Origin of the sequence: Pseudomonas sp. VS40 (genome assembly GCF_018587885.1) — a bacterium.
In the GTDB taxonomy this organism is placed as follows: Bacteria; Pseudomonadota; Gammaproteobacteria; order Pseudomonadales; family Pseudomonadaceae; genus Aquipseudomonas; species Aquipseudomonas pergaminensis.
In genome coordinates, this window is the sequence record NZ_JAGYWD010000001.1 from 461,509 (window position 1) to 487,250 (window position 25,742).

Annotated in this window: 24 protein-coding genes; 13 read left to right on the forward strand and 11 right to left on the reverse strand. The window is 61.7% G+C overall.

The window, feature by feature from the left end; all coding sequences use genetic code 11:
- Window positions 1-6 precede the first annotated feature (6 nt).
- Window positions 7-1,650: a Na+/H+ antiporter gene (locus tag KHP07_RS02110; RefSeq protein WP_214496518.1), complete on the reverse strand. Its 1,644-nt coding sequence runs from the start codon at window positions 1,648-1,650 to the stop codon at window positions 7-9.
- A 267-nt stretch (window positions 1,651-1,917) separates the two neighbouring features.
- Between KHP07_RS02110 and KHP07_RS02115 the strand changes: the two genes are divergently transcribed.
- From KHP07_RS02115 to KHP07_RS02130, 4 genes are all read left to right on the forward strand, one after another.
- Window positions 1,918-2,226: an arsenate reductase gene (locus tag KHP07_RS02115; RefSeq protein ID WP_229999207.1), complete on the forward strand. Its 309-nt coding sequence runs from the start codon at window positions 1,918-1,920 to the stop codon at window positions 2,224-2,226.
- 33 nt (window positions 2,227-2,259) lie between these two features.
- Window positions 2,260-3,294, forward strand: coding sequence for a 2,3,4,5-tetrahydropyridine-2,6-dicarboxylate N-succinyltransferase (gene dapD / locus KHP07_RS02120; protein WP_078047198.1), 1,035 nt, complete (start codon window positions 2,260-2,262; stop codon window positions 3,292-3,294).
- A 64-nt stretch (window positions 3,295-3,358) separates the two neighbouring features.
- Window positions 3,359-4,564, forward strand: a complete 1,206-nt coding sequence (locus tag KHP07_RS02125) for an aminotransferase class V-fold PLP-dependent enzyme (protein ID WP_099493732.1) — start codon at window positions 3,359-3,361, stop codon at window positions 4,562-4,564.
- On the forward strand, window positions 4,561-4,974 hold the full coding sequence (locus KHP07_RS02130; RefSeq protein WP_214496519.1) for a SufE family protein: 414 nt from the start codon (window positions 4,561-4,563) through the stop codon (window positions 4,972-4,974). Before KHP07_RS02125 ends, KHP07_RS02130 begins: the two co-directional genes overlap by 4 nt.
- Before the next feature lie 116 nt (window positions 4,975-5,090).
- On the opposite strand, the gene tcdA is transcribed toward KHP07_RS02130, so the two are convergent.
- A complete protein-coding gene (gene tcdA, locus KHP07_RS02135; RefSeq protein WP_032891671.1) occupies window positions 5,091-5,906 on the reverse strand; it encodes a tRNA cyclic N6-threonylcarbamoyladenosine(37) synthase TcdA in 816 nt (271 codons plus the stop codon).
- Between the two features lie 212 nt (window positions 5,907-6,118).
- Between tcdA and KHP07_RS02140 the strand changes: the two genes are divergently transcribed.
- The 4 genes from KHP07_RS02140 to KHP07_RS02155 all read left to right on the forward strand — a co-directional run bounded on the left by KHP07_RS02140 (window position 6,119) and on the right by KHP07_RS02155 (window position 11,361).
- Window positions 6,119-8,710, forward strand: a complete 2,592-nt coding sequence (locus KHP07_RS02140; protein WP_214496520.1) for a glycosyltransferase — start codon at window positions 6,119-6,121, stop codon at window positions 8,708-8,710.
- 258 nt (window positions 8,711-8,968) lie between these two features.
- Window positions 8,969-10,120, forward strand: coding sequence for a succinyl-diaminopimelate desuccinylase (gene dapE / locus KHP07_RS02145; protein WP_214496521.1), 1,152 nt, complete (start codon window positions 8,969-8,971; stop codon window positions 10,118-10,120).
- Entirely contained in the window at window positions 10,120-10,929 is an 810-nt protein-coding gene (locus tag KHP07_RS02150) for a putative RNA methyltransferase (protein ID WP_078047193.1), read from the forward strand. Before dapE ends, KHP07_RS02150 begins: the two co-directional genes overlap by 1 nt.
- A gap of 54 nt (window positions 10,930-10,983) precedes the next feature.
- The gene (locus KHP07_RS02155) at window positions 10,984-11,361 is read left to right on the forward strand and encodes a hypothetical protein (protein WP_012722582.1); all 378 of its coding nucleotides are present in this window, start codon (window positions 10,984-10,986) and stop codon (window positions 11,359-11,361) included.
- A gap of 140 nt (window positions 11,362-11,501) precedes the next feature.
- Here the strand turns inward: KHP07_RS02155 and KHP07_RS02160 are convergent, their stop codons facing one another.
- On the reverse strand, window positions 11,502-11,711 hold the full coding sequence (locus tag KHP07_RS02160; RefSeq protein WP_003219353.1) for a cold-shock protein: 210 nt from the start codon (window positions 11,709-11,711) through the stop codon (window positions 11,502-11,504).
- Between the two features lie 181 nt (window positions 11,712-11,892).
- On the opposite strand from KHP07_RS02160, the gene plsB reads away from it, so the two are divergent.
- The 3 genes from plsB to KHP07_RS02175 are packed head-to-tail and all read left to right on the forward strand — an operon-like array spanning window position 11,893 to window position 15,579.
- Complete coding sequence (gene plsB, locus KHP07_RS02165; protein ID WP_214496522.1) at window positions 11,893-14,397, forward strand: glycerol-3-phosphate 1-O-acyltransferase PlsB; 2,505 nt, start codon at window positions 11,893-11,895, stop codon at window positions 14,395-14,397.
- A gap of 51 nt (window positions 14,398-14,448) precedes the next feature.
- Complete coding sequence (locus tag KHP07_RS02170) at window positions 14,449-14,850, forward strand: YbaY family lipoprotein (protein WP_078047191.1); 402 nt, start codon at window positions 14,449-14,451, stop codon at window positions 14,848-14,850.
- 39 nt (window positions 14,851-14,889) lie between these two features.
- Entirely contained in the window at window positions 14,890-15,579 is a 690-nt protein-coding gene (locus tag KHP07_RS02175) for a DUF4197 domain-containing protein (protein ID WP_071496953.1), read from the forward strand.
- Between the two features lie 69 nt (window positions 15,580-15,648).
- Here the strand turns inward: KHP07_RS02175 and KHP07_RS02180 are convergent, their stop codons facing one another.
- Together KHP07_RS02180 and KHP07_RS02185 are read right to left on the reverse strand one after the other, a co-directional pair.
- Window positions 15,649-18,714 (reverse strand): efflux RND transporter permease subunit, encoded by a 3,066-nt coding sequence (locus tag KHP07_RS02180; RefSeq protein ID WP_214496523.1) that lies wholly within the window; start codon window positions 18,712-18,714, stop codon window positions 15,649-15,651.
- Between the two features lie 6 nt (window positions 18,715-18,720).
- A complete protein-coding gene (locus KHP07_RS02185; RefSeq protein ID WP_214496524.1) occupies window positions 18,721-19,821 on the reverse strand; it encodes an efflux RND transporter periplasmic adaptor subunit in 1,101 nt (366 codons plus the stop codon).
- A gap of 93 nt (window positions 19,822-19,914) precedes the next feature.
- Between KHP07_RS02185 and KHP07_RS02190 the strand changes: the two genes are divergently transcribed.
- A complete protein-coding gene (locus tag KHP07_RS02190) occupies window positions 19,915-20,568 on the forward strand; it encodes a TetR/AcrR family transcriptional regulator (protein WP_078047188.1) in 654 nt (217 codons plus the stop codon).
- Window positions 20,569-20,612: 44 nt separating this feature from the next.
- Here KHP07_RS02190 and KHP07_RS02195 read toward each other — a convergent pair whose 3' ends face one another.
- Complete coding sequence (locus KHP07_RS02195; protein WP_078047187.1) at window positions 20,613-21,395, reverse strand: class I SAM-dependent methyltransferase; 783 nt, start codon at window positions 21,393-21,395, stop codon at window positions 20,613-20,615.
- A 96-nt stretch (window positions 21,396-21,491) separates the two neighbouring features.
- Between KHP07_RS02195 and KHP07_RS02200 the strand changes: the two genes are divergently transcribed.
- Window positions 21,492-22,112, forward strand: coding sequence for an energy transducer TonB (locus KHP07_RS02200; RefSeq protein WP_078047186.1), 621 nt, complete (start codon window positions 21,492-21,494; stop codon window positions 22,110-22,112).
- Between the two features lie 3 nt (window positions 22,113-22,115).
- On the opposite strand, the gene KHP07_RS02205 is transcribed toward KHP07_RS02200, so the two are convergent.
- The 5 genes from KHP07_RS02205 to tsaB form a co-directional block, all read right to left on the reverse strand.
- Window positions 22,116-22,796 (reverse strand): extensin-like domain-containing protein, encoded by a 681-nt coding sequence (locus KHP07_RS02205; protein WP_250883449.1) that lies wholly within the window; start codon window positions 22,794-22,796, stop codon window positions 22,116-22,118.
- A gap of 21 nt (window positions 22,797-22,817) precedes the next feature.
- A complete protein-coding gene (locus tag KHP07_RS02210; RefSeq protein WP_214496526.1) occupies window positions 22,818-23,645 on the reverse strand; it encodes an isocitrate lyase/PEP mutase family protein in 828 nt (275 codons plus the stop codon).
- A gap of 27 nt (window positions 23,646-23,672) precedes the next feature.
- The gene (locus KHP07_RS02215) at window positions 23,673-24,533 is read right to left on the reverse strand and encodes a DUF72 domain-containing protein (RefSeq protein ID WP_214496527.1); all 861 of its coding nucleotides are present in this window, start codon (window positions 24,531-24,533) and stop codon (window positions 23,673-23,675) included.
- Window positions 24,533-24,823, reverse strand: coding sequence for a hypothetical protein (locus KHP07_RS02220; RefSeq protein WP_078047182.1), 291 nt, complete (start codon window positions 24,821-24,823; stop codon window positions 24,533-24,535). Before KHP07_RS02220 ends, KHP07_RS02215 begins: the two co-directional genes overlap by 1 nt.
- Window positions 24,824-24,983: 160 nt before the next feature.
- On the reverse strand, window positions 24,984-25,670 hold the full coding sequence (gene tsaB, locus KHP07_RS02225) for a tRNA (adenosine(37)-N6)-threonylcarbamoyltransferase complex dimerization subunit type 1 TsaB (protein WP_214496528.1): 687 nt from the start codon (window positions 25,668-25,670) through the stop codon (window positions 24,984-24,986).
- Window positions 25,671-25,742 lie beyond the last annotated feature (72 nt).

The following is a 25,742-nucleotide window of genomic DNA, read 5'->3' on the forward strand; positions in this document are numbered from 1 at the left end:
CAACGCTCATTTAACGCTGCCCAAATTCGCCTCACTCATATCCAGATCCGCCAACACCTCCCGCAACACGTCATCACCAATCTGGTGATGACGGCTCAGGCTATACAACTCCAATCGCTGTGCCCTGAGCGCCTTCAGTCGTAGCTTGCGCTCAAGCAGGTCCATCTGCTGCGCCAACGCCTGGGCTTCAGCAGAATCGTTGAACACTTCCAACTGATGGCGATATTCCGACATCAGGCGGGCCTTGAGTTCAGTCGCGAGTGCGGCCTGGGCGGCATCCTGGGTTTCGGCTTCAGCGGGCTCCTCCGCTTCAAGGGCGTGGATTGCCGCGACGGCAGTTTTCTTCCAGGCTTCACGCACTTCCTTGTGGCGTTTTTCATCAGGACTTTTTTCGATACCACGCAACAACAGCGGCAAAGCGATACACGCTGCAATCAGCGACAGCAAGATCACCCCGGCAGCAATGAAGATCAGCAGGTCGCGTTCGGGAAAGTCCTGGCCCGGCGTCAGCAGCAAAGGCACCGACATCACACCGGCCAAGGTCACCGCCCCGCGCACACCGCCAACGGTCAACAGCCAGCAGGAACGGGCGGTCGGCACCAGCGTCAGCTCGCTTTTGCCGCGAATCCTGCGTAACAGCCCGGACAGCCGCCAGATGCTCTGCACCCAGATAAAACGCAGCACCACCAAAACCAGGAAGATCGCAATCACATCCAGGCAGCGATAAAACAGCGCCGGCCACAGCGTCGGCTCATGGCTGACCACCGCCTTGATGATGTCCGGCAGTTGCAGGCCCAGCAGCAAGAAAATCAGACCGTTGAAGGCAAACTCCAACAGCGACCACACGCTGCGGTTAAGCAAGCGCGTGCTGGTCTGGCGCGGCAGCAGGTCGAGCCAGCTTTGCATCATGCCCGCCGCCACCGCTGACAAAATGCCCGAGGCGCCCAAGCGCTCGGCCAGCACATAGGCGGCAAACGGCAGCAGCAACATGAACACCACGTGGGTCGCTGGATCATCCCAGCCGCGGGCAATCATCCAGGCGCGCAAACGGCCGACCAACCAGCTCAGGGCCACGCCGACCGCCAGGCCACCCACGGCCACCAGGACAAAGGTCAGGCTCGCGTCCGCCAGGGAAAACACCCCCGTCAACGCCGCCGCCAGGGCGAACTTGAACGTTACCAGGCCCGAAGCATCGTTCATCAAGGCTTCGCCCTGGAGCATATGCATCAGCGGTGTGGGGAGACGGTTTTGGGCAATGGCCGACACCGCCACGGCATCCGTCGGCGACAACACGGCCGCCAGGGCGAAGGCCACCGGCAACGGGATCGTAGGCAATATCCAATGGATGAAATAGCCCGCACCGACCACCGTGAACAGCACCAGCCCCACTGCCAACGTCAGGATCGGCCCACGCAGCCGCCACAACTCACGCTTGGGCATGCGCCAACCGTCGGAGAACAACAATGGCGGCAGGAACAGAAACAGGAACAGCTCCGGGTCCAGCGCCACATGCAGCCCCAGCGTGGGCCAGGCCAGCAAGGCACCCGCGGCGATCTGCACCAAAGGTAAGGGTAACGGGATGACGCGCCCGATAAGGCGTGAAACGCTGACCAGCATCAGCAGGATAAGAACGGTGTAGGCGGTTTGCATAAAGCGGGGTTCCCGGACAATCGACTTGCAACGACACACATCAGGCAACAACTCACCGTTGAAGTGCCATATTACCCGGCTATGTTACCGCCCATGCTGCCCGCGGGCATTGGCACATAAGTCGCACGCCAGCATGACGGGGGGCACCGGCCCGCTGGTCGTGGCATAATCCATGACCTTTAATTTTCACTTGGTCCAAAGGGGGGCAATTCCTTGACCGCTTCAAGCAAAACGTTGCACCTTTTCGGCATCAAAGCCTGCGACACCATGAAAAAGGCGCGCACCTGGCTCGATGAGCACGGCGTCAGCTATGAGTTCCACGACTACAAAACGGCCGGTATCGACCGCGAACACTTGACCCAATGGTGCAACGAGCACGGTTGGCAGGTGGTTTTGAACCGTGCGGGCACCACCTTTCGCAAACTCGAAGACGAACGCAAAGCCGATCTCGATCAGTCGAAAGCCATTGAATTGATGCTCGCACAACCTTCGATGATCAAGCGCCCAGTGCTCGATCTCGGTGACAGAACCCTGATTGGCTTCAAGCCAGATAGTTATTCGGCGGCCCTCAAGTAGGCCAGCCCTTTCCATTTTTGTAGAGGTAACAGCATGTCCAATTCCCTGTTCAGCCTGGGCTTCGGCGTCGGCACTCAGAACCGCCAAGGTGCTTGGCTGGAAGTGTTTTACGCACAACCGTTGCTCAACCCATCGGCTGAAATTGTCGCCGCCATCACGCCGATCCTCGGTTACACCGAAGGCAACCAGGCAATCACGTTCACCGTCACCCAGGCCCTGCAACTGGCTGACGCGCTCAAAGGTGTCGACGCCGCCCAAGCCGCGTTGCTGAGCCGCCTGGCTGAAAGCCACACCCCGCTGGTCGCCACCCTGTTGGCCGAAGACGCCGCGCTGACCTCCACCCCCGAGGCCTACCTCAAGCTGCACCTGCTGTCCCATCGCCTGGTCAAGCCACACGGCCTGAGCCTGGCCGGTGTGTTCCCGCAGCTGCCGAACGTAGCCTGGACCAGCCAGGGCGCGATCGACATCAACGAACTGGCCGAGCGCCAGCTCGAAGCGCGCCTGCGTGGCGAGTTGCTGGAAGTGTTCTCGGTGGACAAGTTCCCGAAAATGACCGACTACGTCGTGCCGAGCGGCGTACGTATTGCTGACGCCGCGCGTATCCGCCTGGGTGCCTACGTGGGCGAAGGCACTACCGTGATGCACGAAGGTTTCGTCAACTTCAACGCCGGTACCGAAGGCCCGGGCATGATCGAAGGCCGTGTATCGGCTGGCGTCTTCGTCGGCAAGGGTTCGGACCTGGGCGGCGGTTGCTCCACCATGGGCACCCTGTCGGGCGGCGGCAACATCGTGATCAAGGTCGGCGAAGGCTGCCTGATCGGCGCCAACGCCGGTATCGGTATCCCGCTGGGCGACCGCAACACCGTCGAATCGGGCCTGTATGTCACCGCTGGCACCAAGGTCGCACTGCTGGACGAGCAAAACCAACTGGTCAAAGTGGTCAAGGCCCGTGAACTGGCTGGCCAGCCGGACCTGCTGTTCCGCCGCAACTCCGAGACCGGTGCCGTGGAGTGCAAAACCCACAAATCGGCCATCGAACTGAACGAAGCGCTGCACGCTCACAACTAAGCAGCCACTCGATGCCACTAGCGGGCCCCTACCCTGGGGCTCGCTTATACGAGTCTTGAACACCATGCTAGTGCCCTCCCCCTGGCGCGCCGATTTCCCGGCCATCGCCACCCTGCAACGGCAAGACCAGACCTACCTGGACAACGCCGCCACCACGCAAAAACCCCAGGCCCTGTTGGATGCCATCAGCCATTACTACGCCAACGGCGCAGCCAATGTGCACCGTGCCCAGCATTTGCCAGGTGCCCATGCGACCCAGGCGTTCGAAGACAGTCGCAGCAAGGTCGCGCAGTGGTTGAACGCAGGCGACAGTGGGCAGATCGTGTTCACCCACGGCGCAACTTCTGCGCTGAACCTCCTGGCCTATGGCCTTGAGCACTTATTCAATGCGGGCGATGAGATTGTCATCAGCGCCCTGGAACACCACGCCAACCTGCTGCCTTGGCAGCAACTGGCCAAACGTCGCGCCGCCACGCTGGTGGTGTTGCCGCTGGACGATGACGGCGTGATCGACCTGCCCGCCGCAGCCGAGCTGATCGGACCACGCACGCGTCTGCTGGCGGTGAGCCAGCTGTCCAACGTGCTCGGCGCCTGGCAGCCGCTGGAGGCCTTGTTGGCGCTTGCCCGGCCACACGGCGCCTTGACCGTAGTCGATGGTGCTCAAGGCATCGTCCACGGCCGCCACGACGTGCAGGCGCTGGGCTGCGATTTCTATGTGTTTTCCAGCCATAAACTCTATGGCCCGGACGGCGTCGGCGTGCTGTTCGGCCGCGATGAAGCCCTGCATCACCTGCGTCACTGGCAGTTTGGCGGCGAGATGGTGCAACAGGCGGACTACCACAGCGCCAGCTTTCGCCCGGCGCCGCTGGGTTTCGAGGCCGGCACACCGCCGATTGCCAGCGTGATTGGCCTGGGCGCCAGCCTGGATTACCTGAGTTCGCTGGACCAGCAGGCCGTCGTTGCCCACGAAGCGGCGCTGCATGATTACTTGTTGCGCGGGCTCAACGCGCGCAATGGCGTGCGCATACTCGGTTCACCGCAGGTCGCGCTGGTGAGTTTTGTCGTAGAGGGCGTGCATAACGCTGACCTTGCGCACTTGCTCACCGAGCAAGGTATTGCCGTGCGCGCCGGCCATCACTGCGCGATGCCCCTGCTCAAGGCGATGCACCTGTCGGGAGCCATTCGCGTGTCCCTGGCGTTATATAACGATTCCGATGACCTGGAACGCTTCTTCGAAGCGCTGGACCAATCCCTGGATATGCTGCGATGAGCTTGCCGATAGAGGCCGTTGCCGCACTTGAAGCCTTCCAGGCCGTCGGCAGTTGGGAGCAGCGCGCACGGATGCTGATGCAATGGGGCGAGCGGCTGCCGCCATTGGCGGATGAGGACAAGGTCGACGCCAACCTGGTGCAGGGCTGTGAAAGCCTGGTGTGGCTGCTGGGACGTTTGCAGGATGGCCACTGGCAGTTTGTTGCGAGCAGCGACGCGCGGATGATTCGAGGGTTGGTGGCGTTACTGCTGGCGCGGGTCAATGGGTTGTCGACGGCTGAGTTGCAGGCGGTTGACGTGCCCGACTGGTTTGCACAGTTGGGGCTTTCCCGCCAACTGTCACCGTCGCGCAGCAATGGCCTGAATGCGGTCTTGCAGCGCATGCGGGCATTAAGCCTTGCACAAAACTAAATGTGGGAGCGGGCTTGCTCGCGAAAGCGCAGCGTCAGTAGATACATCATTGACTGAACTACCGCATTCGCGAGCACGCCCGCTCCCACATTTGGGTCTATGTTCAGCAGTGAGATCTAGGCGGGTTTGACCCGCTCGGATGGCCTGCGCACCCCGGCCACAATCTTGTCCACCGCCTTGGTCGCCGCGACCATGCCAAAGGTGGCCGTCACCATCATCACCGCGCCAAACCCGCCCGCGCAGTCCAGCTTCACGCCGTCTCCGACAAAACTCTTCTGCAAACAGATGCTGCCGTCCGGCTTGGGATAGCGCAGTTGTTCGGTGGAAAACACGCACGGCACGCTGTAGTGGCGGGTCACGGTGCGTGAGAAACCGTAGTCGCGACGCAAAGTGGAGCGCACTTTCGAGGCCAGCGGGTCATTGAAGGTGCGGTTCAGGTCGCAGACTTGGATCAGCGTCGGGTCAATCTGCCCACCAGCGCCGCCGGTGGTGATGATTTGGATCTTGCGGCGCTTGCACCAGGCAATCAGCGCGGCCTTGGCATTCACCGCGTCGATGCAGTCAATCACGCAGTCGATGTTGGGCGTGATGTACTCGGCCATGGTGTCGCGGGTCACGAAGTCGGCCACCGCATGCACGGTGCAATCCGGGTTGATACCACGCAAGCGCTCGGCCATGACTTCGACCTTGGGCTTGCCCACGGTGCTGTCCAGCGCGTGCAACTGGCGGTTGCTGTTGCTGACGCACACGTCGTCCAGGTCAAACAGCGAGATCTCGCCCACCCCGCACCGGGCCATGGCTTCCGCTGCCCACGAGCCTACGCCGCCGACGCCGACGATCGCCACATGGGCCGCTTTCAAGCGTTCCAGGCCTTCAATGCCATACAAGCGGGCGACGCCTGCAAACCGCGGATCTTCTGTACTCATGACCATTACCCCAAAAACCGGCGCGCATTATAGGGCTACGCAGCGACAAGTTCGAAGCTTCAAGCTACAAGTTAAGAACTAAGATGGGCTTTCGCGGACTAATGTCCGGTTTTTCTCTGCTTGCTGTACGGTCAGGGAAGGGCCGGTGTAGGATGCGCGCCGTTCGGCGCAGGCCGACACCTCTTTTCGTTCCACACCCTTTGGAACCCGAAATAGCCATGGCATCGCGTAAATTTGGACTCAACCTGGTGATCGTGCTGGCAATCGCCGCGCTGTTCACCGGTTTCTGGGCGCTGATCAACCGCCCCGTCACCACTCCCAACTGGCCTGAACAGATCTCCGGTTTTTCCTACTCGCCGTTCCAGCAAGGCCAGTACCCACAGAAAGACCAGTACCCGACCGACGACCAGATGCGTCGCGACCTCGAGATCATGAGCAAGCTGACGGACAACATCCGTACTTACTCGGTCGATGGCACCCTGGGTGACATCCCCAAGTTGGCCGAAGAATTCGGCCTGCGCGTGACCCTCGGGATCTGGATCAGCCCGGATCTTGAGCGCAACGAGCGGGAAATCCAGCGCGCCATTGAAATTGCCAACAGCTCGCGCAGTGTGGTGCGGGTGGTGGTCGGCAACGAAGCCCTGTTCCGTGAAGAAATCACCCCAGAAGCCCTGATTGTGCTGCTCGACCGGGTGCGCGCTGCTGTGAAAGTGCCGGTGACTACGTCCGAGCAGTGGCACATCTGGGAAAAGAACCCGCAACTGGCCAAGCACGTCGACCTGATCGCCGCGCACATCCTGCCGTTCTGGGAATACATTCCCATGGACAAGGCCGGCCAGTACGTCCTCGACCGCGCCCGCGACCTGAAGAAAATGTTCCCGAAAAAGCCGCTGCTGCTGTCGGAGGTTGGCTGGCCTAGCAACGGGCGCATGCGCGGTGGCAATGAAACGTCCCCTGCCGACCAGGCGATCTACTTGCGCACTCTGGTGAACAAACTGAATCGCCAAGGCTTCAACTACTTCGTGATCGAAGCGTTCGATCAGCCGTGGAAAGTCAGCGACGAAGGCTCGGCCGGCGCGTACTGGGGCGTGTACAACGCCGCACGCCAGCAGAAATTCAACTTTGACGGGCCGGTGGTGGCAATTCCACAGTGGCGCGTGCTGGCCATCGGTTCGGTGGTGCTCGCATTGCTGTCCCTGACGCTGTTGATGATCGACGGCTCGGCCCTGCGCCAGCGTGGTCGTACCTTCCTGACCTTTATCGCGTTCCTCTGCGGTTCGGTGCTGGTGTGGATCGGCTACGACTACAGCCAGCAATACAGCACCTGGTTCAGCGTAACCGTGGGTATCCTGCTGGCCCTCGGCGCCCTGGGCGTGTTTATCGTGCTGCTCACAGAAGCCCATGAACTGGCGGAAGCGGTATGGACCCACAAGCGTCGGCGTGAATTCCTGCCGGTCGAGGGGGATTCGGACTACCGCCCGAAAGTGTCGATCCACGTGCCCTGCTACAACGAGCCGCCGGAGATGGTCAAACAGACCCTCGACGCCCTGGCCGCCCTGGATTACCCGGACTACGAAGTCCTGATCATCGACAACAACACCAAGGACCCGGCGGTGTGGGAGCCGGTGCGCGATTATTGCGAAACCCTCGGTCCGCGCTTCAAGTTCTTCCATGTCGCGCCCCTGGCCGGTTTCAAGGGTGGCGCATTGAACTACCTGATCCCGCACACCGCCAAGGACGCCGAAGTGATCGCGGTGATCGACTCCGACTACTGCGTATCACCGAACTGGCTCAAGCACATGGTGCCGCACTTCGCCGACCCGAAAATCGCCGTGGTGCAATCGCCGCAGGATTACCGCGACCAGAACGAAAGCACCTTCAAGAAGCTTTGCTACGCGGAATACAAGGGCTTCTTCCATATCGGCATGGTCACCCGCAACGACCGTGACGCGATCATCCAGCACGGCACCATGACCATGACCCGTCGCTCGGTGCTTGAAGAACTGGGCTGGGCCGACTGGTGCATCTGCGAAGACGCCGAACTGGGCCTACGTGTGTTCGAGAAAGGTCTGTCGGCGGCGTATTACCACGACAGCTACGGCAAGGGCCTGATGCCGGACACCTTTATCGACTTCAAGAAACAGCGTTTCCGCTGGGCCTACGGGGCGATCCAGATCATCAAGCGTCACACCGCCAGCCTGCTGCGCGGCAAGGACACCGAGTTGACCCGTGGCCAGCGTTACCACTTCCTCGCAGGCTGGTTGCCGTGGGTGGCGGATGGCATGAACATCTTCTTCACCGTGGGCGCCCTGTTGTGGTCGGCGGCGATGATCATCGTGCCGACGCGGGTCGACCCGCCGTTGCTGATTTTCGCGATCCCGCCGTTGGCGCTGTTCGTGTTCAAGGTGGGCAAGATCATCTTCCTCTACCGCCGTGCGGTGGGTGTGAACCTCAAGGACGCGTTCTGCGCAGCCTTGGCGGGTCTGGCGTTGTCCCACACCATCGCCAAGGCGGTGCTGTATGGCTTCTTCACCACCAGTATTCCGTTCTTTCGTACACCGAAAAACGCGGACAACCACGGCTTCTGGGTAGCGATTTCCGAAGCCCGCGAAGAAATGTTCATCATGTTGCTGCTGTGGGGCGCGGCACTGGGGATCTACCTGGTGCAGGGCTTGCCGAGCAATGACATCCGCTTCTGGGTGGTGATGCTGCTGGTGCAGTCGCTGCCGTATGTGGCGGCGCTGGTCATGGCGTTCCTGTCGTCGCTGCCGAAACCGGCGCCGAAGGCCGAGCCGGCGACGGTTGAGTAAAAACTTGCGCAATGCACTAAACGGCGGCCTCTGGCCGCCGTTTTGCTATAAGATAACGGCCGTTTTGTTGGATCAGGCAAGCGCCGATTGCCTTATGTGGGAGCGGGCTTGCTCGCGAATGCGGTGTTTGCGCCAATACATGCGTAGCTGACACTCCGCATTCGCGAGCAAGCCCGCTCCCACATTAGAATTTCGCCATTTCAAGTTCTGTATTCCACATTCGCCCTGCGCCCATTACACGCTTTCCGGAGTTCCCCCATGACGGCCCACGCCGACCTTTCGCCGACCCTTCAACTTGCCATCGACCTGATCCGTCGACCCTCAGTGACGCCGGTCGACGCCGATTGCCAGAAGCTGATGATGCAGCGCCTGGGCGACGCCGGTTTTGCGCTTGAGCCAATGCGCATTGAAGACGTGGACAACTTCTGGGCCACTCACGGCAAGCACGACGGCCCGGTGCTGTGCTTTGCCGGCCACACCGACGTGGTGCCGACCGGCCCGGTGCAAGCCTGGCAGAACGACCCGTTCGACGCGTTGATCGATGAAAACGGCATGCTCTGCGGCCGTGGCGCGGCGGACATGAAAGGCAGCCTGGCGGCAATGCTGGTGGCGTCGGAGCGTTTTGTCGCCGACTACCCGGACCACAAGGGTTCGGTCGCTTTCCTGATCACCAGCGATGAGGAAGGCCCGGCGCACCATGGCACCAAGGCCGTGATCGAACGCCTGGCCGCACGCAAGGAGCGCCTGGACTGGTGCATCGTCGGCGAACCTTCCAGCACCACGCTGGTGGGCGATGTGGTCAAGAACGGCCGTCGCGGCTCCCTCGGCGCCACCCTGACCGTACGCGGTGTACAGGGTCACGTGGCCTACCCGCACCTGGCGAAGAACCCGATCCACCTGGCCGCACCGGCATTGGCCGAACTGGCCGCCGAGCATTGGGATGACGGCAACACGTTCTTCCCGCCGACCAGCTTCCAGATCTCCAACCTCAACTCCGGCACCGGCGCGACCAACGTGATTCCGGGCGACCTGACGGCAGTGTTCAACTTCCGCTTCTCCACCGAATCCACCGTTGAAGGCTTGCAACAGCGGGTTGCCCAGATCCTCGACAAGCATGGCCTGGACTGGCACGTGGACTGGGCCCTGTCAGGCCTGCCGTTCCTCACCGAACCCGGCGCGTTGCTGGATGCGGTGTCGGCGAGCATCAAGGCGATCACCGGGCGTGAGACCAAGGCGTCCACCAGCGGTGGCACTTCGGATGGGCGCTTCATCGCCACGCTGGGCACCCAGGTGGTCGAACTCGGCCCGGTCAACGCCACGATCCACCAGGTCAACGAGCGCATCCTGGCCAGCGACCTCGATGTATTGACCGAAATCTACTACCAGACCCTGATCAAGTTGCTCGCCTGATGCTGGCCTGCCCCATTTGCAGCGCCCCGCTGAACGCGGTGGACAATGGCGTGGCGTGCCCGGCCGGGCACCGTTTCGACCGCGCGCGCCAGGGTTACCTGAACCTGTTACCGGTGCAGCACAAGAACAGCCGCGACCCGGGCGATAACCTCGCCATGGTCGAGGCCCGTCGTGACTTTCTCAACGCCGGGCACTACGCCCCGGTGGCCAAGCGCCTGGCGGAACTTGCCGCAGAACGCGCGCCGCAGCGCTGGGTGGATATCGGTTGTGGCGAGGGTTACTACACCGCGCAAATCGCCGACGCCCTGCCCCACGCCGATGGCTACGCCCTGGATATCTCCAAGGAAGCCGTAAAGCGCGCGTGCAAGCGCAACCCGGCGCTGACCTGGTTGATTGCGAGCATGGCCCGCGTGCCATTGGCGTCAGGCAGTTGCCAGTTTCTTGCCAGCGTGTTCAGCCCATTGGACTGGGAAGAGGCCAAGCGCCTGCTCAGCCCCGGCGGCGGCCTGATGAAGGTCGGCCCGACCAGCGGCCACCTGATGGAACTGCGTGAGCGCCTGTACGACGAAGTCCGCGAATACACCGACGACAAGCACCTGGCCCTGGTGCCCGACGGCATGAGCCTGGCCCACAGCGAGACGCTGGAATTCACCCTGAGCCTGGCCGAGCCCCAGGACCGGGCGAATTTGCTGGCGATGACACCCCACGGCTGGCGCGCCAGTGCCGAGCGCCGTGCCGAAGTCATCGAGGCCGCCGAGCCGCTGCAGGTCACGGTGTCGATGCGCTACGATTATTTCGTGCTTCAATAACCGACTTTTAAGCATCCGCGAATGGATTTTCGAATCCCGCAACGAGGAACATCCATGCGCCAACCTGATATCGAGATTTACCTGAAGGACGCCGACGTCGACTACAAGGCCATCGCCGCCTGGCTGGGCGCCGCTCTGGGTCCTTGCACCGACTGGGTCCAGAAAGGCCAGACCTACAAATGCAAGGCCGGCAACGTGCCCGTGACCTGGCTCCCCAAAGCCGTGGGCAAATGGAACAGCCTGTACCTGGAAAGCGACCAGACGCCGTGGGACGACGATATCGCCTGCGCCCGCGCCGCGTTTGCCGCGCTGAACGTCGAAGTGCGTTGCGCACCGGGCACGTGGGTCGAGGAAGAAGGTGAAGAAAGCGCTGATACCTGGATTCGCATCAGTGAAGACGGTGAAGAGCAGATCACCTGGAAAACCGCATAAGCCTGAGGTGTGAACCCAATCAAACTGTGGGAGCTGGCTTGCCTGCGATAGCATCACTGTGGTCTAGCTGATAGACCGAAGTGTCTGCATCGCAGGCAAGCCAGCTCCCACATGGGTTCAGCGGTATAACAACGTCCGCGTTAAAGCCCCACCACATCCTCCGCCTGCAAGCCCTTCTCGCCCGTCACCACGGCGTATTCCACCTGCTGGCCCTCGGCCAGGGAGCGGTGGCCTTCACCGCGAATGGCGCGGTAGTGCACAAACACATCCTTGCCGTCTTCGCGTTGAATGAAGCCATAGCCCTTTGCATCGTTGAACCACTTCACATTGCCGGTTTCGCGCGTTGCCATCTGTTTTGCTCCCACATGCTTTTTATTGTTGAGTCGCTCGCATTGAACTGCCGAGTATAAGACAGGCTCAAAAACGATCAACTCAAGTTTACATCGCTGCTTTTTTGCCGATTTTCGGCGAATACGGCACACTACCCGCCCGAGCGCCTGCTCGGTTTTTTCCACTTGAAGCAGCACGCCTATGACCCGCTCCCCGTTCCGCCGTCTAGTGTTTGGCACCTTGCGCCGACTGTTGTACCTCTGGGTTCGCTCGGAGACGATCAACCAGTCGTCCCTAACCCTCAACCTGGACCGCAGCCGGCCGGTGTTCTACGTCCTGCAATCGCCCTCCCTCACCGAATTGGCCGTGGTCGATGCCGAGTGCACCAAGGCCGGCCTGCCGCGCCCGGTGCTGCCGGTCTCGGTCGGCCCGTTGATGGAACCGGCGGCGTTCTTCTACCTCACGCCGGAACCGGACTGGCTCGGCCGCCAGGACAAGCGCGGCGCGCCGCCGACCCTGACCCGCCTGGTCGACACCCTCAGCGACCACGCCGAAGAGAATGCACAAATCATTCCGGTCAGCGTGTTCTGGGGCCAGTCGCCCGAAAGCGAGTCCAGCCCGTGGAAGCTGTTGTTTGCCGACAGCTGGGCCGTCACCGGGCGTCTGCGTCGCTTGTTGAGCATCCTGATCCTGGGTCGCAAGACCCGTGTGCAATTCTCTGCGCCTATCAACCTGCGTGAATTGATCGAGCACAATAAAGGGCACGAACGCACTGTGCGCATGGCCCAGCGCATCCTGCGTGTGCACTTTCGTAACCTGAAGACGGCGGTGATCGGCCCCGACCTGTCCCACCGTCGCAACCTGGTGAAGGGCCTGGTCAACATGCCATTGGTGCGCCAGGCCATCATCGACGAAGCCGAGCGCGAAAAAATCAGCCCGGAAAAAGCCAAGGCCCAGGCCCTGCGCTACGGCAACGAAATCGCCTCGGACTACACCTACACCGCGATCCGCTTCCTCGAAGTGGTGCTGAGCTGGTTCTGGAACAAGATCTACGACGGCATCAAGGTCAATAACATCGAAGGTGTGCAAAAGGTTGCCCAGGGTTACGAGGTAATCTATGTGCCGTGCCACCGCAGCCATATCGACTACCTGCTGCTGTCCTACCTGCTGTTCAAGAACGGCCTGACCCCGCCGCACATCGCCGCCGGTATCAACTTGAACATGCCGGTGATCGGCAGCCTGCTGCGCCGTGGCGGTGCGTTTTTCATGCGCCGCACCTTCAAGGGCAATCCGCTGTACACCTCGGTGTTCAACGAATACCTGCACACCTTGTTCACCAAGGGCTTCCCGGTGGAGTACTTCGTCGAAGGCGGACGCTCGCGCACCGGGCGCATGCTGCAGCCAAAGACCGGCATGCTGGCGATTACCCTGCGCAGTTTCCTGCGCTCCTCGCGCATGCCCATCGTGTTTGTGCCGGTGTACATCGGTTATGAGCGCGTGCTCGAAGGCCGCACCTACCTTGGCGAGCTGCGTGGCGCGAGCAAGAAAAAAGAATCGATCTTCGATATTTTCAAAGTGGTCGGCGCGCTCAAGCAACGCTTTGGCCAAGTCGCGGTCAACTTTGGCGAGCCGATCAAGCTGGCCGAATTCCTCGACAGTGAACAGCCGGATTGGCGCTCCCAGGAACTGGGCCCGAACTACAAGCCGGCCTGGCTCAACGAGACCACCAACCGCCTCGGCGAACAGGTGGCGCGCCACTTGAACGAAGCCGCGGCGGTAAACCCGGTGAACCTGGTGGCGCTGGCATTGCTGTCCACCACACGCCTGGCCTTGGACGAACAAGCCATGGCCCGCCAGTTGGACCTGTACCTGGCGCTGTTGCGCCGGGTGCCCTATTCGCAGCACACCACCTTGCCCGAAGGTGATGGCCTGGCGCTGATCAAACACGTCAAGGACATGGACCTGCTGTCGGAACAGAGCGATGCCCTGGGTAAGATTCTGTACCTGGACGAGCAGAACGCCGTCCTGATGACGTACTACCGCAACAACGTGCTGCACATCTTTGCCCTGCCGGCGCTGCTGGCGAGTTTCTTCCAAAGCACCTCGCGCATGAGCCGTGAGCAGATCCTGCGCTACAGCCACGCGCTGTACCCGTACCTGCAATCGGAACTGTTCATTCGTTGGTCACTGGAAGAACTCGATACGGTGATCGACCAATGGCTGGAGGCCTTTGTCGAGCAAGGCCTGCTGCGTTTCGAGAACAACGTGTACCTGCGCCCGGCCCCGAGCTCGCGGCACTTTGTGCTGCTGACGCTGCTGTCCAAGAGCATTGCCCAGACCCTGCAACGCTTCTACATGGCGATTTCGCTGCTGCTCAACAGCGGCCAGAGCAGCATCAGCGCCGAAGAACTGGAAGACCTGTGCACGATCATGGCCCAGCGCCTGTCGATCCTGCATGGCCTCAACGCCCCGGAATTCTTCGACAAGAGCCTTTTCCGACATTTCATCCAGACCTTGCTGGAGCAAGATGTGCTGCGCCGCGACGAGGCCGGCAAACTGAGCTATCACGACCTGCTCGGCGAACTGGCCGAGGGCGCGGCCAAGCGCGTGCTGCCGGCGGAGATTCGCCTGTCGATCCGCCAGGTCGCCCTGCACCGTGTCGATGGCGCGGCCGAAGCACCTGTCGAACCTGAAGAAAGCCGCTAGATTTAAGAAGGCGCCGGTTGGATGCCGGCGCCGCTGAAAAGGAGCTGTACCATGAAAAAGATCATCCTCCTGGGCCTCACCGCCCTGCTCGGAGCCTGCCAGTCCATGAGCCCCACGCCCAAGGCCAGCCTCGATGGCGAAGTGTTCTACCTGCAACGCATCGCCCTGCCGCCGGCCGCGACCCTGAGTGTCAGCCTGCAGGACGTTTCCCTGGCGGATGCACCGGCTGTGACCCTCGCCGAGCAGAAAGGCCCGGTCAAGGGCCAGGTGCCGCTGCCCTTCCACCTGAGCTACGACCCGGCGCAAGTCAAACCCGGCCACAGTTACTCGGTGAGCGCTCGCATCGAACTGGATGGCAAGCTACTGTTTATCACCACCGAACGGCACTCCGTGCAGCTCAATGGCCAGGACCCGCAACCGCTGCGTCTGCGCGTTGATGCAGTGGCCCACTGATAGCCACCAGAACATAAGCCCTACCAAAAGGAAGCGTCCATGCTCCGTAACTCCCTTCGTTTGACTGCCCTGTGTGCCGGCCTGTTGCTCGGTGCCAACGCCATGGCCCTGGACTTGAGCAGCCTGTCCCAGGGTGACGCCAGCGGCGGCCTCAAGGACGCCCTGACCCAAGGCGCGCAGATTGCCGTGAAGCAACTGGGCGTACCCGGTGGTTTCAGCAACAACCCGGAAGTGAAGATCGGCCTGCCAGGCAAGCTGGGCAAAGTCGCCGACAAACTGAAAATGTTCGGCATGGGCGACCAAGTCACCCAGCTGGAAACCAGCATGAACAAGGCTGCCGAAACCGCCGTGACCCAGGCTCAGCCGATCCTGGTCAACGCCGTGAAGAACATGAGCGTCACGGACGCCAAGGGCATCCTCAGCGGTGGCCAGGATTCGGCCACCCAATACTTGAACAAAAGCAGTCGCGAACAGATCCGCGCCAAGTTCCTGCCAATCGTCAAGGCCGCTACCGACAAGGTCGGCGTGGCCCAGCAGTACAACGCTTTGGCCGGCAAGGCCGCAGCCTTCGGCGCAGTGGACGCCAAAAGCGCCAACGTCGAGAACTACGTGACTGAACAGGCGCTGGACGGCTTGTTCAAGATGATTGCCAAGCAGGAAGAAACTATCCGCGAGAACCCGGCGGCGGCGGCCACCAGCCTGGCGAAGAAGGTATTCGGAGCGCTGTAACCCTCGTATCACCTTTGAACCACTGCGCCAAGGCCGCTTGTACGGGGCCTTGGCGCAATGCTGTCAGGCTTACACCACTTCTTTCCTGACTCTGAACCATGCCGCGTACAACGCCGGCAGGAACAACAGCGTCAGCGCGGTTGCCACAATCAACCCGCCCATGATCGCCACGGCCATCGGCCCGAAAAACACACTGCGTGACAGCGGGATCATTGCCAACACCGCCGCCAAAGCCGTCAGCACAATCGGGCGGAAGCGTCGCACGGTGGCTTCGATGATCGCCTGCCACGGTGCCAGGCCCGCCTTGATGTCTTGTTCGATCTGGTCCACCAGGATCACCGAGTTACGCATGATCATCCCGGACAGGGCGATGGTTCCCAGCATGGCCACGAAGCCGAAAGGCTGGCGGAAGACCAGCAGGAACAGCGTCACACCGATGAGCCCAAGCGGGGCGGTCAGAAACACCATCGCCGTGCGTGAGAAGCTGCGCAGTTGCAGCATCAGCAAGGTCAGCACCACCACGATGAACAGCGGCACACCGGCTTTTACCGAGTTCTGGCCACGGGCAGAGTCCTCGACCGTACCACCGACGTCCAGCAGGTAGCCATCCGGCAGCTCGGCACGCACACCTTCAAGGCTCGGCAGGATCTGCTGGACCAATGTCGCGGGTTGCTCCTTGCCATAGATATCCGCACGGACCGTCACCGTCGGCAGACGATTGCGGTGCCAGATGATGCCTTCTTCGAAGCCATATTCGAGGGTGGCGATCTGCGACAGCGCCACGCTCTTGCCATTGTCGGTCGGCACCGCCAGGCTTGGCAGCAGAGACAGTTCGGTGCGCTCATGCACGGTGCCGCGCAGGAGAATTTCGATCAACTCGTTGTCCTCCCGGTATTGACTCACGCTGGAACCGGTCAACGAACTCTGCAGGAATTTCGACAGGTTGGCCGTGCTGACGCCGAGGGCACGGGCACGGTCCTGGTCAATATTGAGGTAGACGATCTTGCTCGGCTCCTCCCAGTCCAGGTGCACGTTGACCACATGGGTATTCTCGCGAACCTTGGCCGCCACTTTGCGCGCGAGGGCGCGAACTTCCTCGATATGTTCACCGGTCACCCGGAACTGCACCGGGTAGCCCACGGGTGGGCCGTTTTCCAGGCGGGTCACCCGTGAACGCAGATCGGGAAATTGCTCGTTGAGAGTTTCGATCAGCCAGGTGCGCAGGCTTTCGCGCTCCTCGATGGTTTTCGCCAGCACCACAAACTGGGCGAAGCTGGCGGCTGGCAGTTGCTGATCCAGCGGCAGGTAGAAACGCGGCGAACCAGTCCCCACGTAGGCCACGTAGTTGTCGATGCCTGCGTGGTGCTTGAGCAAAGCTTCCAGGCGTTTGACCTGCTCGGCGGTGTTGCTCAGGGAGGCGCCTTCGGCAAGTTTGAGATCAACCATCAGTTCCAGGCGACCGGACGCCGGGAAGAACTGTTGTGGTACGAAGCGGAACAGCGCCACCGAGCCGATAAACAGCAGCAGGGTGAGGACGATTACCGTCTTGCGCCGCCGCACGCACCACTCCACCAAACGTCTTACACGCTGGTAGAACGGCGTGCCGTAGGGATCCGGACCATCGGTGCCGTGCTTGGCTGCATGAATCTTCGCCAGGTCTGGCAGGAGTTTTTCCCCCAGGTAGGGCACGAACACTACGGCAGCGACCCACGAAGCCAGCAACGCGATGGTCACCACCTGGAAGATCGAGCGTGTGTATTCGCCGGTGCTCGACTGCGCCGTGGCAATCGGCAGGAAACCCGCGGCGGTGATCAATGTGCCAGTGAGCATCGGGAACGCGGTGCTGGTCCAGGCAAAGCTGGCGGCCTTGAGCCGGTCGTAGCCCTGCTCCATTTTGATCGCCATCATCTCCACGGCGATGATCGCGTCATCCACCAGCAAGCCGAGCGCCAGCACCAGCGCGCCCAGGGAAATCTTGTGCAAGCCGATGCCGAGGTAGTACATGGTGGCAAACGTCATTGCCAGAACCAGCGGAATCGCCAGGGCCACCACCATGCCGGTGCGCACGCCCAGAGAGAAGAAACTCACCAGCAACACGATGGCCAGCGCTTCGGCCAGTACCTGCACGAATTCGCCGACGCTGGTCTTCACCGCCGCCGGTTGGTCCGACACCTTGCGCAGCTCCATGCCGGCCGGAAGGTTCTTCTGCAGGCGTGCGAATTCGCCTTCCAGGGCTTTGCCCAAGACCAGTATGTCGCCACCGTCACGCATGGCGACGGCCAGGCCGATCGCGTCTTCGCCCATGTAGCGCATGCGCGGTGCCGGTGGGTCGTTGAAGCCACGATGGATATCAGCCACATCACCGATGCGGAAGGTGCGATCACCCACACGGATCGGGAAGTTGCGGATCTCTTCCACAGTCTTGAAGTTGCCCGACACCCGCAGTTGCACGCGCTCGCTCGGAGTTTCAAAGAAGCCTGCGGTGGAGACCGCATTCTGTTCCTGCAAGGCTTGCTGCACCGCCGCCAATGGCAGGCCGAGGGTGGCCAGCTTGAGGTTGGACAGCTCGATCCAAATCTTTTCATCCTGCAGGCCAAGCAACTCGACCTTGCCCACATCCGCGACGCGCTGCAGTTGAATCTGGATGCGGTCGGCGTAGTCCTTGAGCACCGCGTAGTCGAAACCGTCGCCGGTCAGTGCGTAGATGTTGCCGAAGGTGGTGCCGAATTCATCGTTGAAAAACGGCCCCTGGATATCCGGCGGCAAGGTCTGGCGAATGTCGCTGATCTTCTTGCGCACCTGGTACCACAGCTCGGGAATCTGCGCCGAGTGCATGGCGTCACGGGCCATGAAGGTGACCTGGGACTCGCCGGGGCGCGAGAAGGAGACGATGCGTTCGTACTCACCGGTCTCCATGAGTTTTTTCTCGATGCGCTCGGTAACTTGCCGCGAGACTTCCTGGGCCGTAGCGCCGGGCCAGTTGGTCTTGATCACCATGGCCTTGAAGGTGAACGGCGGGTCTTCGCTCTGCCCCAGCTTGGAGTAGGACAATGTGCCGACAACCGCCAGCAGGATCATCAGGAACAGTACGATCTGGCGATTGCGCAACGCCCATTCGGAAAGATTGAAACCCATCGGGGACTACTCCTTGGCCGCCAGATTCACCACACGGTTGGAGCGATCCACCGGCCGCACCTGCTGGCCTTCGTGGAGCACATGCACACCCGCAGCAATCACCCAATCGGTCGGGGCCAGGCCTTCCAGGACTGGGACGGATTTTTCACCAAAGGCGCCAATGCGCACCGGCACACGGGTGATGGAGTTGTCCGGCTGCACACGCCAGACGTAGGACGCACCGTTCTCCGCACTGAGGGCCGACAGCGGCACCGACAGCGGAACAACACCGTCGGCCTGTATGAAAACGCGCGCGCTTTGGCCCAATTCGGCCGGGACCTTGCCACCGATGAATGCCACACGTGCGGCGAAGGTGCGCGACTTCGGATCGGCTGCCGGCGACAGCTCGCGAATGCGCCCGCTGAAGCGTTGATCGGGCTGGCTCCACAGCTCGACCGACACCGGCTGGCCGATCTTGAAGCGGCCAAAACCTTGCTCCGGCAAGCTGATCAGCACTTCACGCTCGCCATCGGTGGCCAGGGTAAATACGGTCTGGCCGGCAGACACCACTTGGCCGACTTCCACCGCACGCTTGGCAACCACCCCGTCCTGGGGCGCACGCAATACGGCATAGCCGGCCTGGTTGCTGGCCACGTCGAACTCGGCCTTGATCTGCTTGAGGCGTGCTTCACCGGATCTATAGAGGTTTTCGGAATTGTCGTACTGAGAGCGGCTGACCATCTGACGGTCCATCAGAGTCTTGTAGCGGTCGCGTTCGGCCCGCACCAGGCTCAGGTTGGCCTCGGCGGCGGCGACTTGGGCTCGGGTCGCTTCCAGTTGCAGGCGCACGTCCTGAGGATCGAGCTCTGCCAGCGCCTGGTTGGCCTTGACGCGTTCGCCCTCTTCCACCAGCCGCTTGCTGACTTTGCCGCCAATGCGAAAGGCCAGGTCCGGCTCAAAGCGTGCGCGCACTTCGCCTGGGTAGCTGTCCATCGACTGCGCAGAAGGCTGTGGCTGCACCACCATGGCCGGGCGGATGGTAATCTGGGCCGCTTCTTCATGGCCGCAAGCGGCCAACAGCAAGACCAAACTGACAGGCAAAGCAAAGGGCAGGAAAGTACTGCGCATGCTGTAGGACCTTTCGCAAGTAGAGCTAGGAATAATTATACTGGCGGGTATGGTATTAATACCAAACTCGCCAGTCCAGTATTAAAGGTGAAAATGTCCGACAATCCTGTAAACACCAATAGCCCCGGGCGCCCCAAGGACATGGCAAAACGCCAGGCGATCCTCGAAGCAGCGAAAAATCTGTTTTTGAGCAATGGCTACGCCAGTACCAGCATGGATGCGGTGGCACTGGAAGCCGGCGTGTCGAAACTGACCGTGTACAGCCACTTCAACGATAAAGAGACCTTGTTCACCGCCGCCGTGGTGGCCAAGTGCGAAGAACAACTGCCGGTGATGTACTTCGAGCTGCCCACGGGCATGCCCGTGGAAACCGTGTTGTTGAACATCGCGCGGGGGTTCCATCGCCTGATCAATAGCGAAGAGTCAGTCAACCTGCATCGCCTGATGATGACCACCGGCAATCAGGACGTGAAACTCTCGCAGATCTTCTTCGAGGCAGGCCCCATGCGCATGTTGCAGGGCATGGAACGCCTGCTCAGCAAGATCGACCAGAGCGGCGCGCTGAGCATCGACAAACCGTTTACGGCAGCCGAACACTTCTTCTGCCTGCTCAAGGGCACGGCGAACTTTTGCCTGCTGTATGGCTGCGGCGGGCAACTGAGCGAAGAAGCCGCCGAAGCCCATGTACAGGAGGTGGTGGGGTTGTTTATGCGGGCTTATAGGAGAGAGGCAGCGGTAAGTTGTTAGCTGCAAGCTGCAAGTTGAAAGCACTTTAGCTTGCAGCTTGTGGTTTAAGGCTTGAGTGCTTTTTTAGGGTAGATGTCATACCGGCTGGACTTGCCATCCAACGCATGGCTCGGCTTGGGCCCCTCAATGCACGGCGCCTTGCGCGGACGCTTGACCACCACCCGGTGACTGGCCAGGGCCAGGGCGGCCGCCAACAGCGCCGGAGCGTCTGGATCATCCCCCACCAGCGGCCGGAAAAGACGCATTTCCTTCTTCACAAGCGCAGTTTTCTCACGGTGCGGAAACATCGGGTCGAGGTAGATCACCTGCGGCGGCTCGCCTTCCCAATTGCGCATCACGTCGATGGAGTTGCCCTTGAGCAGCGTCATGCGCGCCACGATCGGCGCCACCTCGAAATCATCCGCGCCACGCGCCAGCCCGTCTTCAAGCAATGCGCCGATCAGCGGCTGACGCTCGATCAGGCTCATCTCGCAGCCCAGGCTCGCCAGCACAAAGGCGTCCTTGCCCAGACCTGCCGTGGCGTCCAGCACCCGTGGGCGCACGCCTTGGGCGATGCCGACGGCCTTGGCGATCATCTGCCCGCTGCCGCCACCATACAAACGCCGATGTGCCGCGCCCCCTTCCACAAAGTCCACCCGCACCGGCCCAGGCGCATCAGGCCCGAGCTGTTGCAACTGCAGGCCATGCTCCCCGACTTGCAGGGAAAAGTCCGCATCCGCCACCTGCAACGGCAGCCCCAACAGAGACGCCCACTGCTCGGCACGGGCCTTGAAACCGTCGCCCAAGGCCTCGACCTGTATGCGGCTGGCCGCTGGTTGTTCGCTCATCAATCGCTACGCTCAAAAATATTAAGGATCGGCAAATACCGGCCGATAAAAACAACAGTCAGGTATTTTGCCAGAGCTGAGCGTCGACCGAGAAAAATGTCAGACATTCTTCCCCTAACTATCGGTGTACTGCCGACCCACAACCACTACGGCCTGCGCAATACTCAAGCGCTGGCCGGGGTGAGTCATGTGTGGCAGGACTTCTTCGCCCGGGCGCTGGCCGAGCAGCTTGGCGATACGCCGGACGCGCTCGCCGTGCAGGTGCCTGCACCAGCGGACCCAGCGGTAGAACCCAGCGCCGGCGCCGACCTGTTGTCGCAGATCCTCACCCAACGTGAGTGCGACGTGAAAGACACCGAAATCGCCCCCCCTGAACCGCTGTTCCTGCCGATCGCCGAGCTCGAGGCCGACTTGCTGCCACCGGCCGCCCCGCCGTTCCCGGAAGAAGAGATCGTCGCCCAGCAGCGCCAGCAGAACTTCGAAAGCGGCTGGGTGCGCCCGATTGTGCTGACCGCCGGCCAACCGTTGCCAGAGCCTGGCCCGGCACCGGAACCTCGCCCTCTGCACCTGCCCATCGCCGAATTCGAACTGGACCTGCTGCCACCGGCTGCCACGCCGTACCCCACCGAAGAACTGGTGGCGCAACAAAAAGCCTTGGACTTTGATTACTACTGGGCGCGCCCGCTGGTCACCCAGAACCTGCGCCTGGCCGCCTGACCCTCAGCGACACACCCACCAACGCCCCATATCCAGATGGAAATGGTTGCGGTGCGCGGCGTTGTAGTCCGGGCTCAACACCACATTGAAATCATCGCAGGCGCTGTCGCGGACCTGACGCAGAAACCGCGCCTTGTCGCCCTCCCCTGGCCAGTCCTTGAGCACGTTGATGCTGCGCCCATCCGCCAGGCGAAAGCCGGCAATGTCCAGCGCATTGGCCGACGCGTGCTGGCTGAGTCGCCCCTCGGCACGGTTGTAGATATTGCGGCAGGCAAAGCTGCCCAGGTGATCGACCCGCGTCACCGCCTGGCCGAATATCGCCTGGGCCGCCGGTTGCACACTGTGGCGCTCGAACAGCGCAAACGCCACCGCCAATGGGCAACTGGCAAGGAAGCTGCTGCTCAGCCCCACCGCAGCGCCCTGTACGCGCAAAGTATTGCGCAAGGGGCACGCGGCATCCGCCGGCGAGTCCGCCTGATGGCTGACGCGCAGGCCCGAGGTTTCCAGCACCTGGTCGCACAGCGCCGGGTCATCCTGCAGGCGGCCCAGCTTGTAGCGGGTCAAGAAGTTGGGGTTGGCGCGCACGTCCAGCGGTGCCCATGGGTTCCAATCGGCCGGCAGTGGCACCCATCCACGCCAGGCACCCACGGCAACGGCACCCGCCAGGATCAGCAACACGCCCATCACTTTGAAAAAGCGCACCGCTTAGTCCTTGAAGAACTGGTTGGCCTGACTGAACGGCATCTTGCGCTCGGTAAAGGTGAACGTGCCCAGTTCATAGACTTCCTGGGCAGCGCGATAGAACTCACCATAGGCGGCCAGCGCCAGGGCCGAGCCAACGCTGATGCGCCGCACACCCATCTCGCTGAGCTGCGCGACGCTCAGGTTCAAGCCGCCGGACATCAACACATTCACTGGCTTGGGCGCCACCGCCTTGACCACCGCCAACACTTCCTCGGCAGTACGCAGGGCCGGCGCGTACAGCACGTCGGCACCGGCTTCGGCGTAGGCTTGCAGGCGGCGGATGGTGTCGGGCAGATCCAGGCGGCCATGCAGGAGGTTTTCCGCACGGGCCGTCAGGGTGAAAGGGAGTGGCAGGCTGCGCGCGGCAGCCACCGCGGCTTCCACACGCTCGACGGACAGGTCGAAGGGATAGATCGGGTCGACGGCAATGCCCGTGGCATCTTCGATGGAGCCGCCAACGATCCCGCTAGCCGCAGCACGCAGGATGGTCTGGGCGCAGCCTTCGGGGGTGTCGCTAAAGCCGTTTTCCAGGTCCGCCGCCACCGGCAACGCCGTGGCATTGGCAATCATGCTGGCGTTGATCAACGTGTCTTCCAGGGACAGCGCGCCTTCTGCATCTGGCCGCGCCAGGCTGAACGCGTAGCCCGCGCTGGTGGTGGCCAGCGCTTCAAAACCCAGGCTGGCCAGCATGACGGCGGAGCCTGCGTCCCATGGGTTTGGCATCACGAACGCGCGGTCACGCTCATGCAAGGCCTTGAAGGTTTCGGCGCGTAGGGTTTGGGCATCCATGTCGGGCTCCTGGCGGGAAAAGGAGCCCTAGAGTAACCCCAGTTGCTCCGCTTCGGGGGCCCGATCCAAGGTCGGCAGCGGCGGCAGGCCGGGTAGACGCGCCATCAACTGGTCGTGAAAGCGCAGCGCCAATTGCGCGGCGAGGCGGTTATCCGAGGTGTGCAGGAACACGTAGGGGGTGCGCCCTTCTTCGATCCAGCCGGCGACCTTTTCCACCCATGGCAGCAAAAATGGGTCGTTGGCTTCCAGTTCGGGATGACCGATAAACCGCACTTGGGGAAACTGCGTCAGCGCCGCCGGCCTTGGCGGCACCTTGGGCTTTTTCGATTGGGCGTGCAGCACGGCGGCCGTGGTGGAGGTGCAACTGAACAGTGCGCGCGGGTCCAGGCAGATACGCTCCACACCCCGGTCACGCAGCAAGCGGTTGAGCATGCGCTCGGCATCGCCCTTGGCGAAGAACGCCTGATGGCGTACCTCCACTGCCATTGGCCGCTCCAGGCCATCAATGAAACCTGCCAGCTCTCCCAGGCGCTGCGGTGTGAACGTCGCGGGCAGTTGCAACCACATCGGCGAGACGCGCTCCCCCAACGGGCTCATCAAGCCCACAAAGCTTTGCGCAGCCGGCAGCTGTTCAATCAGGTTGCCGCTATGGCTGATATCACCGGGAAATTTGGCCGTGAAGCGGAAATCGTCGGGCATGATTTCAGCCCAGCGTTGCACCGTGGCGGCCGAGGGGCGAGCGTAGAACGTGGTATTGCCTTCAACCGCATTGAAGACTTGGGAATAGAGCGCGAGGTATTCGCTGGAGCGGGCATCGGCGGGGTACAGGTACTCGCGCCAGGCGTGTTCACTCCAGGACGGGCAACCGAGGTAGTAAGGCAGACGCATCAGATGTGGATGTCGAGACCCAGCACTTCCATATCCCATTCGACAAAACCGGCGGTGGTCAGGTAGCTGGCCAGGGCGTTGGCGACGCTTTTGCTCATGGAGCGCGGGAAGACCATGTCTTGCTGACGGGCGGGAAGACCGCTGATACGAGCTTGAGAGTTGGCCTGCGCATCGGCCTGGACGTCGATGAAGTCCGGTGAATCCTCGACCGACTCGTCTACCGTGACGTTTGCCTTACGCGGCTTGCGTTTGATTGGGTAAGACTGTGAGGAAAAGCCATCAATACGCATGGGCGCGAACTCGCTATCAGTAATGGCATTTTGGCAGCATCGTCCATGGTGCGCAAATGCTCTGGTGATAACTAGAACACATAATTTGAAAAAGGTTTAAAACCAGGGCCAAATTCTGACGATTGGTGAACTTAGCCCCAAATTGCCATCATTTTTGACGTCAAATAATCCCGCGCTCGGCCTTGGTCTGCGCCACTTTATCGCGCAGGTACACAGGCGCTGCCTGATCTGCGGGAATCGCCTCACCGCGCTCGAAGGCGAAGCGCGCGAGGGTCAACAAATCTTCAGCGTGAGGCAACATCGTCGCGTCCTGGCCCACCAAGGGCACAGCGATGCGCTCGCCATAACCCCAACCGGTGCCAGCACCGAACCAGTCACCGCTGGCATCGTCCGGGAGTACAGACGCTTGCGGCGGCTGCACGGCTTCCACACCCACCAGGCGCATCTCGCCCGCCGTTTCGCGGTAGCAGCCCCAATAGACTTCATCCATGCGCGCATCGATGGCCGCCGCCACCTGGTGGGCACCGTGTTCACGCAAGGCGCGCTGGGCCAGCACGGCAAGGTTGGACACCGGCAACACCGGACGCTCCAACGCGAATGCCAGGCCCTGCACCACGCCGATGGCAATGCGCACACCGGTAAACGCACCCGGGCCACGGCCGAAGGCGATGGCATCCACCGCCGCCAGGGTGGTCCCGGCGTCTTCGAGCAGTTGCTTGATCATGGGCAACAGCTTCTGCGCGTGCAGGCGCGGAATCACCTCGTAGTGGCTTGTTACCTTGCCATCGTGCAGCAGGGCAACGGAGCAAGCTTCAGTCGCGGTGTCCAGGGCCAGCAGGGTGCTCATCGGTGTGGGTGTCCAAGTCGAAAAAAAGTGCGCCAGTATAAACAACAACGGCCCGCAAGCGGGCCGTTATCC

Coding starts and splice junctions, on each gene's coding strand:
- KHP07_RS02110 (WP_214496518.1), bottom strand. CDS start 1,650: ATGCAAACCGCCTACACCGTTCTTATCCTGCTGATGCTGGTCAGCGTT.
- tsaB (WP_214496528.1), bottom strand. CDS start 25,670: ATGAGCACCCTGCTGGCCCTGGACACCGCGACTGAAGCTTGCTCCGTT.
- KHP07_RS02215 (WP_214496527.1), bottom strand. CDS start 24,533: ATGCGTCTGCCTTACTACCTCGGTTGCCCGTCCTGGAGTGAACACGCC.
- KHP07_RS02205 (WP_250883449.1), bottom strand. CDS start 22,796: ATGGGCGTGTTGCTGATCCTGGCGGGTGCCGTTGCCGTGGGTGCCTGG.
- dapE (WP_214496521.1), top strand. CDS start 8,969: ATGACGGCCCACGCCGACCTTTCGCCGACCCTTCAACTTGCCATCGAC.
- KHP07_RS02220 (WP_078047182.1), bottom strand. CDS start 24,823: ATGCGTATTGATGGCTTTTCCTCACAGTCTTACCCAATCAAACGCAAG.
- KHP07_RS02160 (WP_003219353.1), bottom strand. CDS start 11,711: ATGGCAACGCGCGAAACCGGCAATGTGAAGTGGTTCAACGATGCAAAG.
- KHP07_RS02125 (WP_099493732.1), top strand. CDS start 3,359: ATGCTAGTGCCCTCCCCCTGGCGCGCCGATTTCCCGGCCATCGCCACC.
- KHP07_RS02195 (WP_078047187.1), bottom strand. CDS start 21,395: ATGAGCGAACAACCAGCGGCCAGCCGCATACAGGTCGAGGCCTTGGGC.
- tcdA (WP_032891671.1), bottom strand. CDS start 5,906: ATGGTCATGAGTACAGAAGATCCGCGGTTTGCAGGCGTCGCCCGCTTG.
- KHP07_RS02130 (WP_214496519.1), top strand. CDS start 4,561: ATGAGCTTGCCGATAGAGGCCGTTGCCGCACTTGAAGCCTTCCAGGCC.
- KHP07_RS02185 (WP_214496524.1), bottom strand. CDS start 19,821: ATGCGCAGTACTTTCCTGCCCTTTGCTTTGCCTGTCAGTTTGGTCTTG.
- KHP07_RS02200 (WP_078047186.1), top strand. CDS start 21,492: ATGTCAGACATTCTTCCCCTAACTATCGGTGTACTGCCGACCCACAAC.
- KHP07_RS02180 (WP_214496523.1), bottom strand. CDS start 18,714: ATGGGTTTCAATCTTTCCGAATGGGCGTTGCGCAATCGCCAGATCGTA.
- plsB (WP_214496522.1), top strand. CDS start 11,893: ATGACCCGCTCCCCGTTCCGCCGTCTAGTGTTTGGCACCTTGCGCCGA.
- KHP07_RS02170 (WP_078047191.1), top strand. CDS start 14,449: ATGAAAAAGATCATCCTCCTGGGCCTCACCGCCCTGCTCGGAGCCTGC.
- KHP07_RS02175 (WP_071496953.1), top strand. CDS start 14,890: ATGCTCCGTAACTCCCTTCGTTTGACTGCCCTGTGTGCCGGCCTGTTG.
- KHP07_RS02210 (WP_214496526.1), bottom strand. CDS start 23,645: ATGGATGCCCAAACCCTACGCGCCGAAACCTTCAAGGCCTTGCATGAG.
- KHP07_RS02190 (WP_078047188.1), top strand. CDS start 19,915: ATGTCCGACAATCCTGTAAACACCAATAGCCCCGGGCGCCCCAAGGAC.
- KHP07_RS02115 (WP_229999207.1), top strand. CDS start 1,918: ATGAAAAAGGCGCGCACCTGGCTCGATGAGCACGGCGTCAGCTATGAG.
- KHP07_RS02140 (WP_214496520.1), top strand. CDS start 6,119: ATGGCATCGCGTAAATTTGGACTCAACCTGGTGATCGTGCTGGCAATC.
- dapD (WP_078047198.1), top strand. CDS start 2,260: ATGTCCAATTCCCTGTTCAGCCTGGGCTTCGGCGTCGGCACTCAGAAC.
- KHP07_RS02155 (WP_012722582.1), top strand. CDS start 10,984: ATGCGCCAACCTGATATCGAGATTTACCTGAAGGACGCCGACGTCGAC.
- KHP07_RS02150 (WP_078047193.1), top strand. CDS start 10,120: ATGCTGGCCTGCCCCATTTGCAGCGCCCCGCTGAACGCGGTGGACAAT.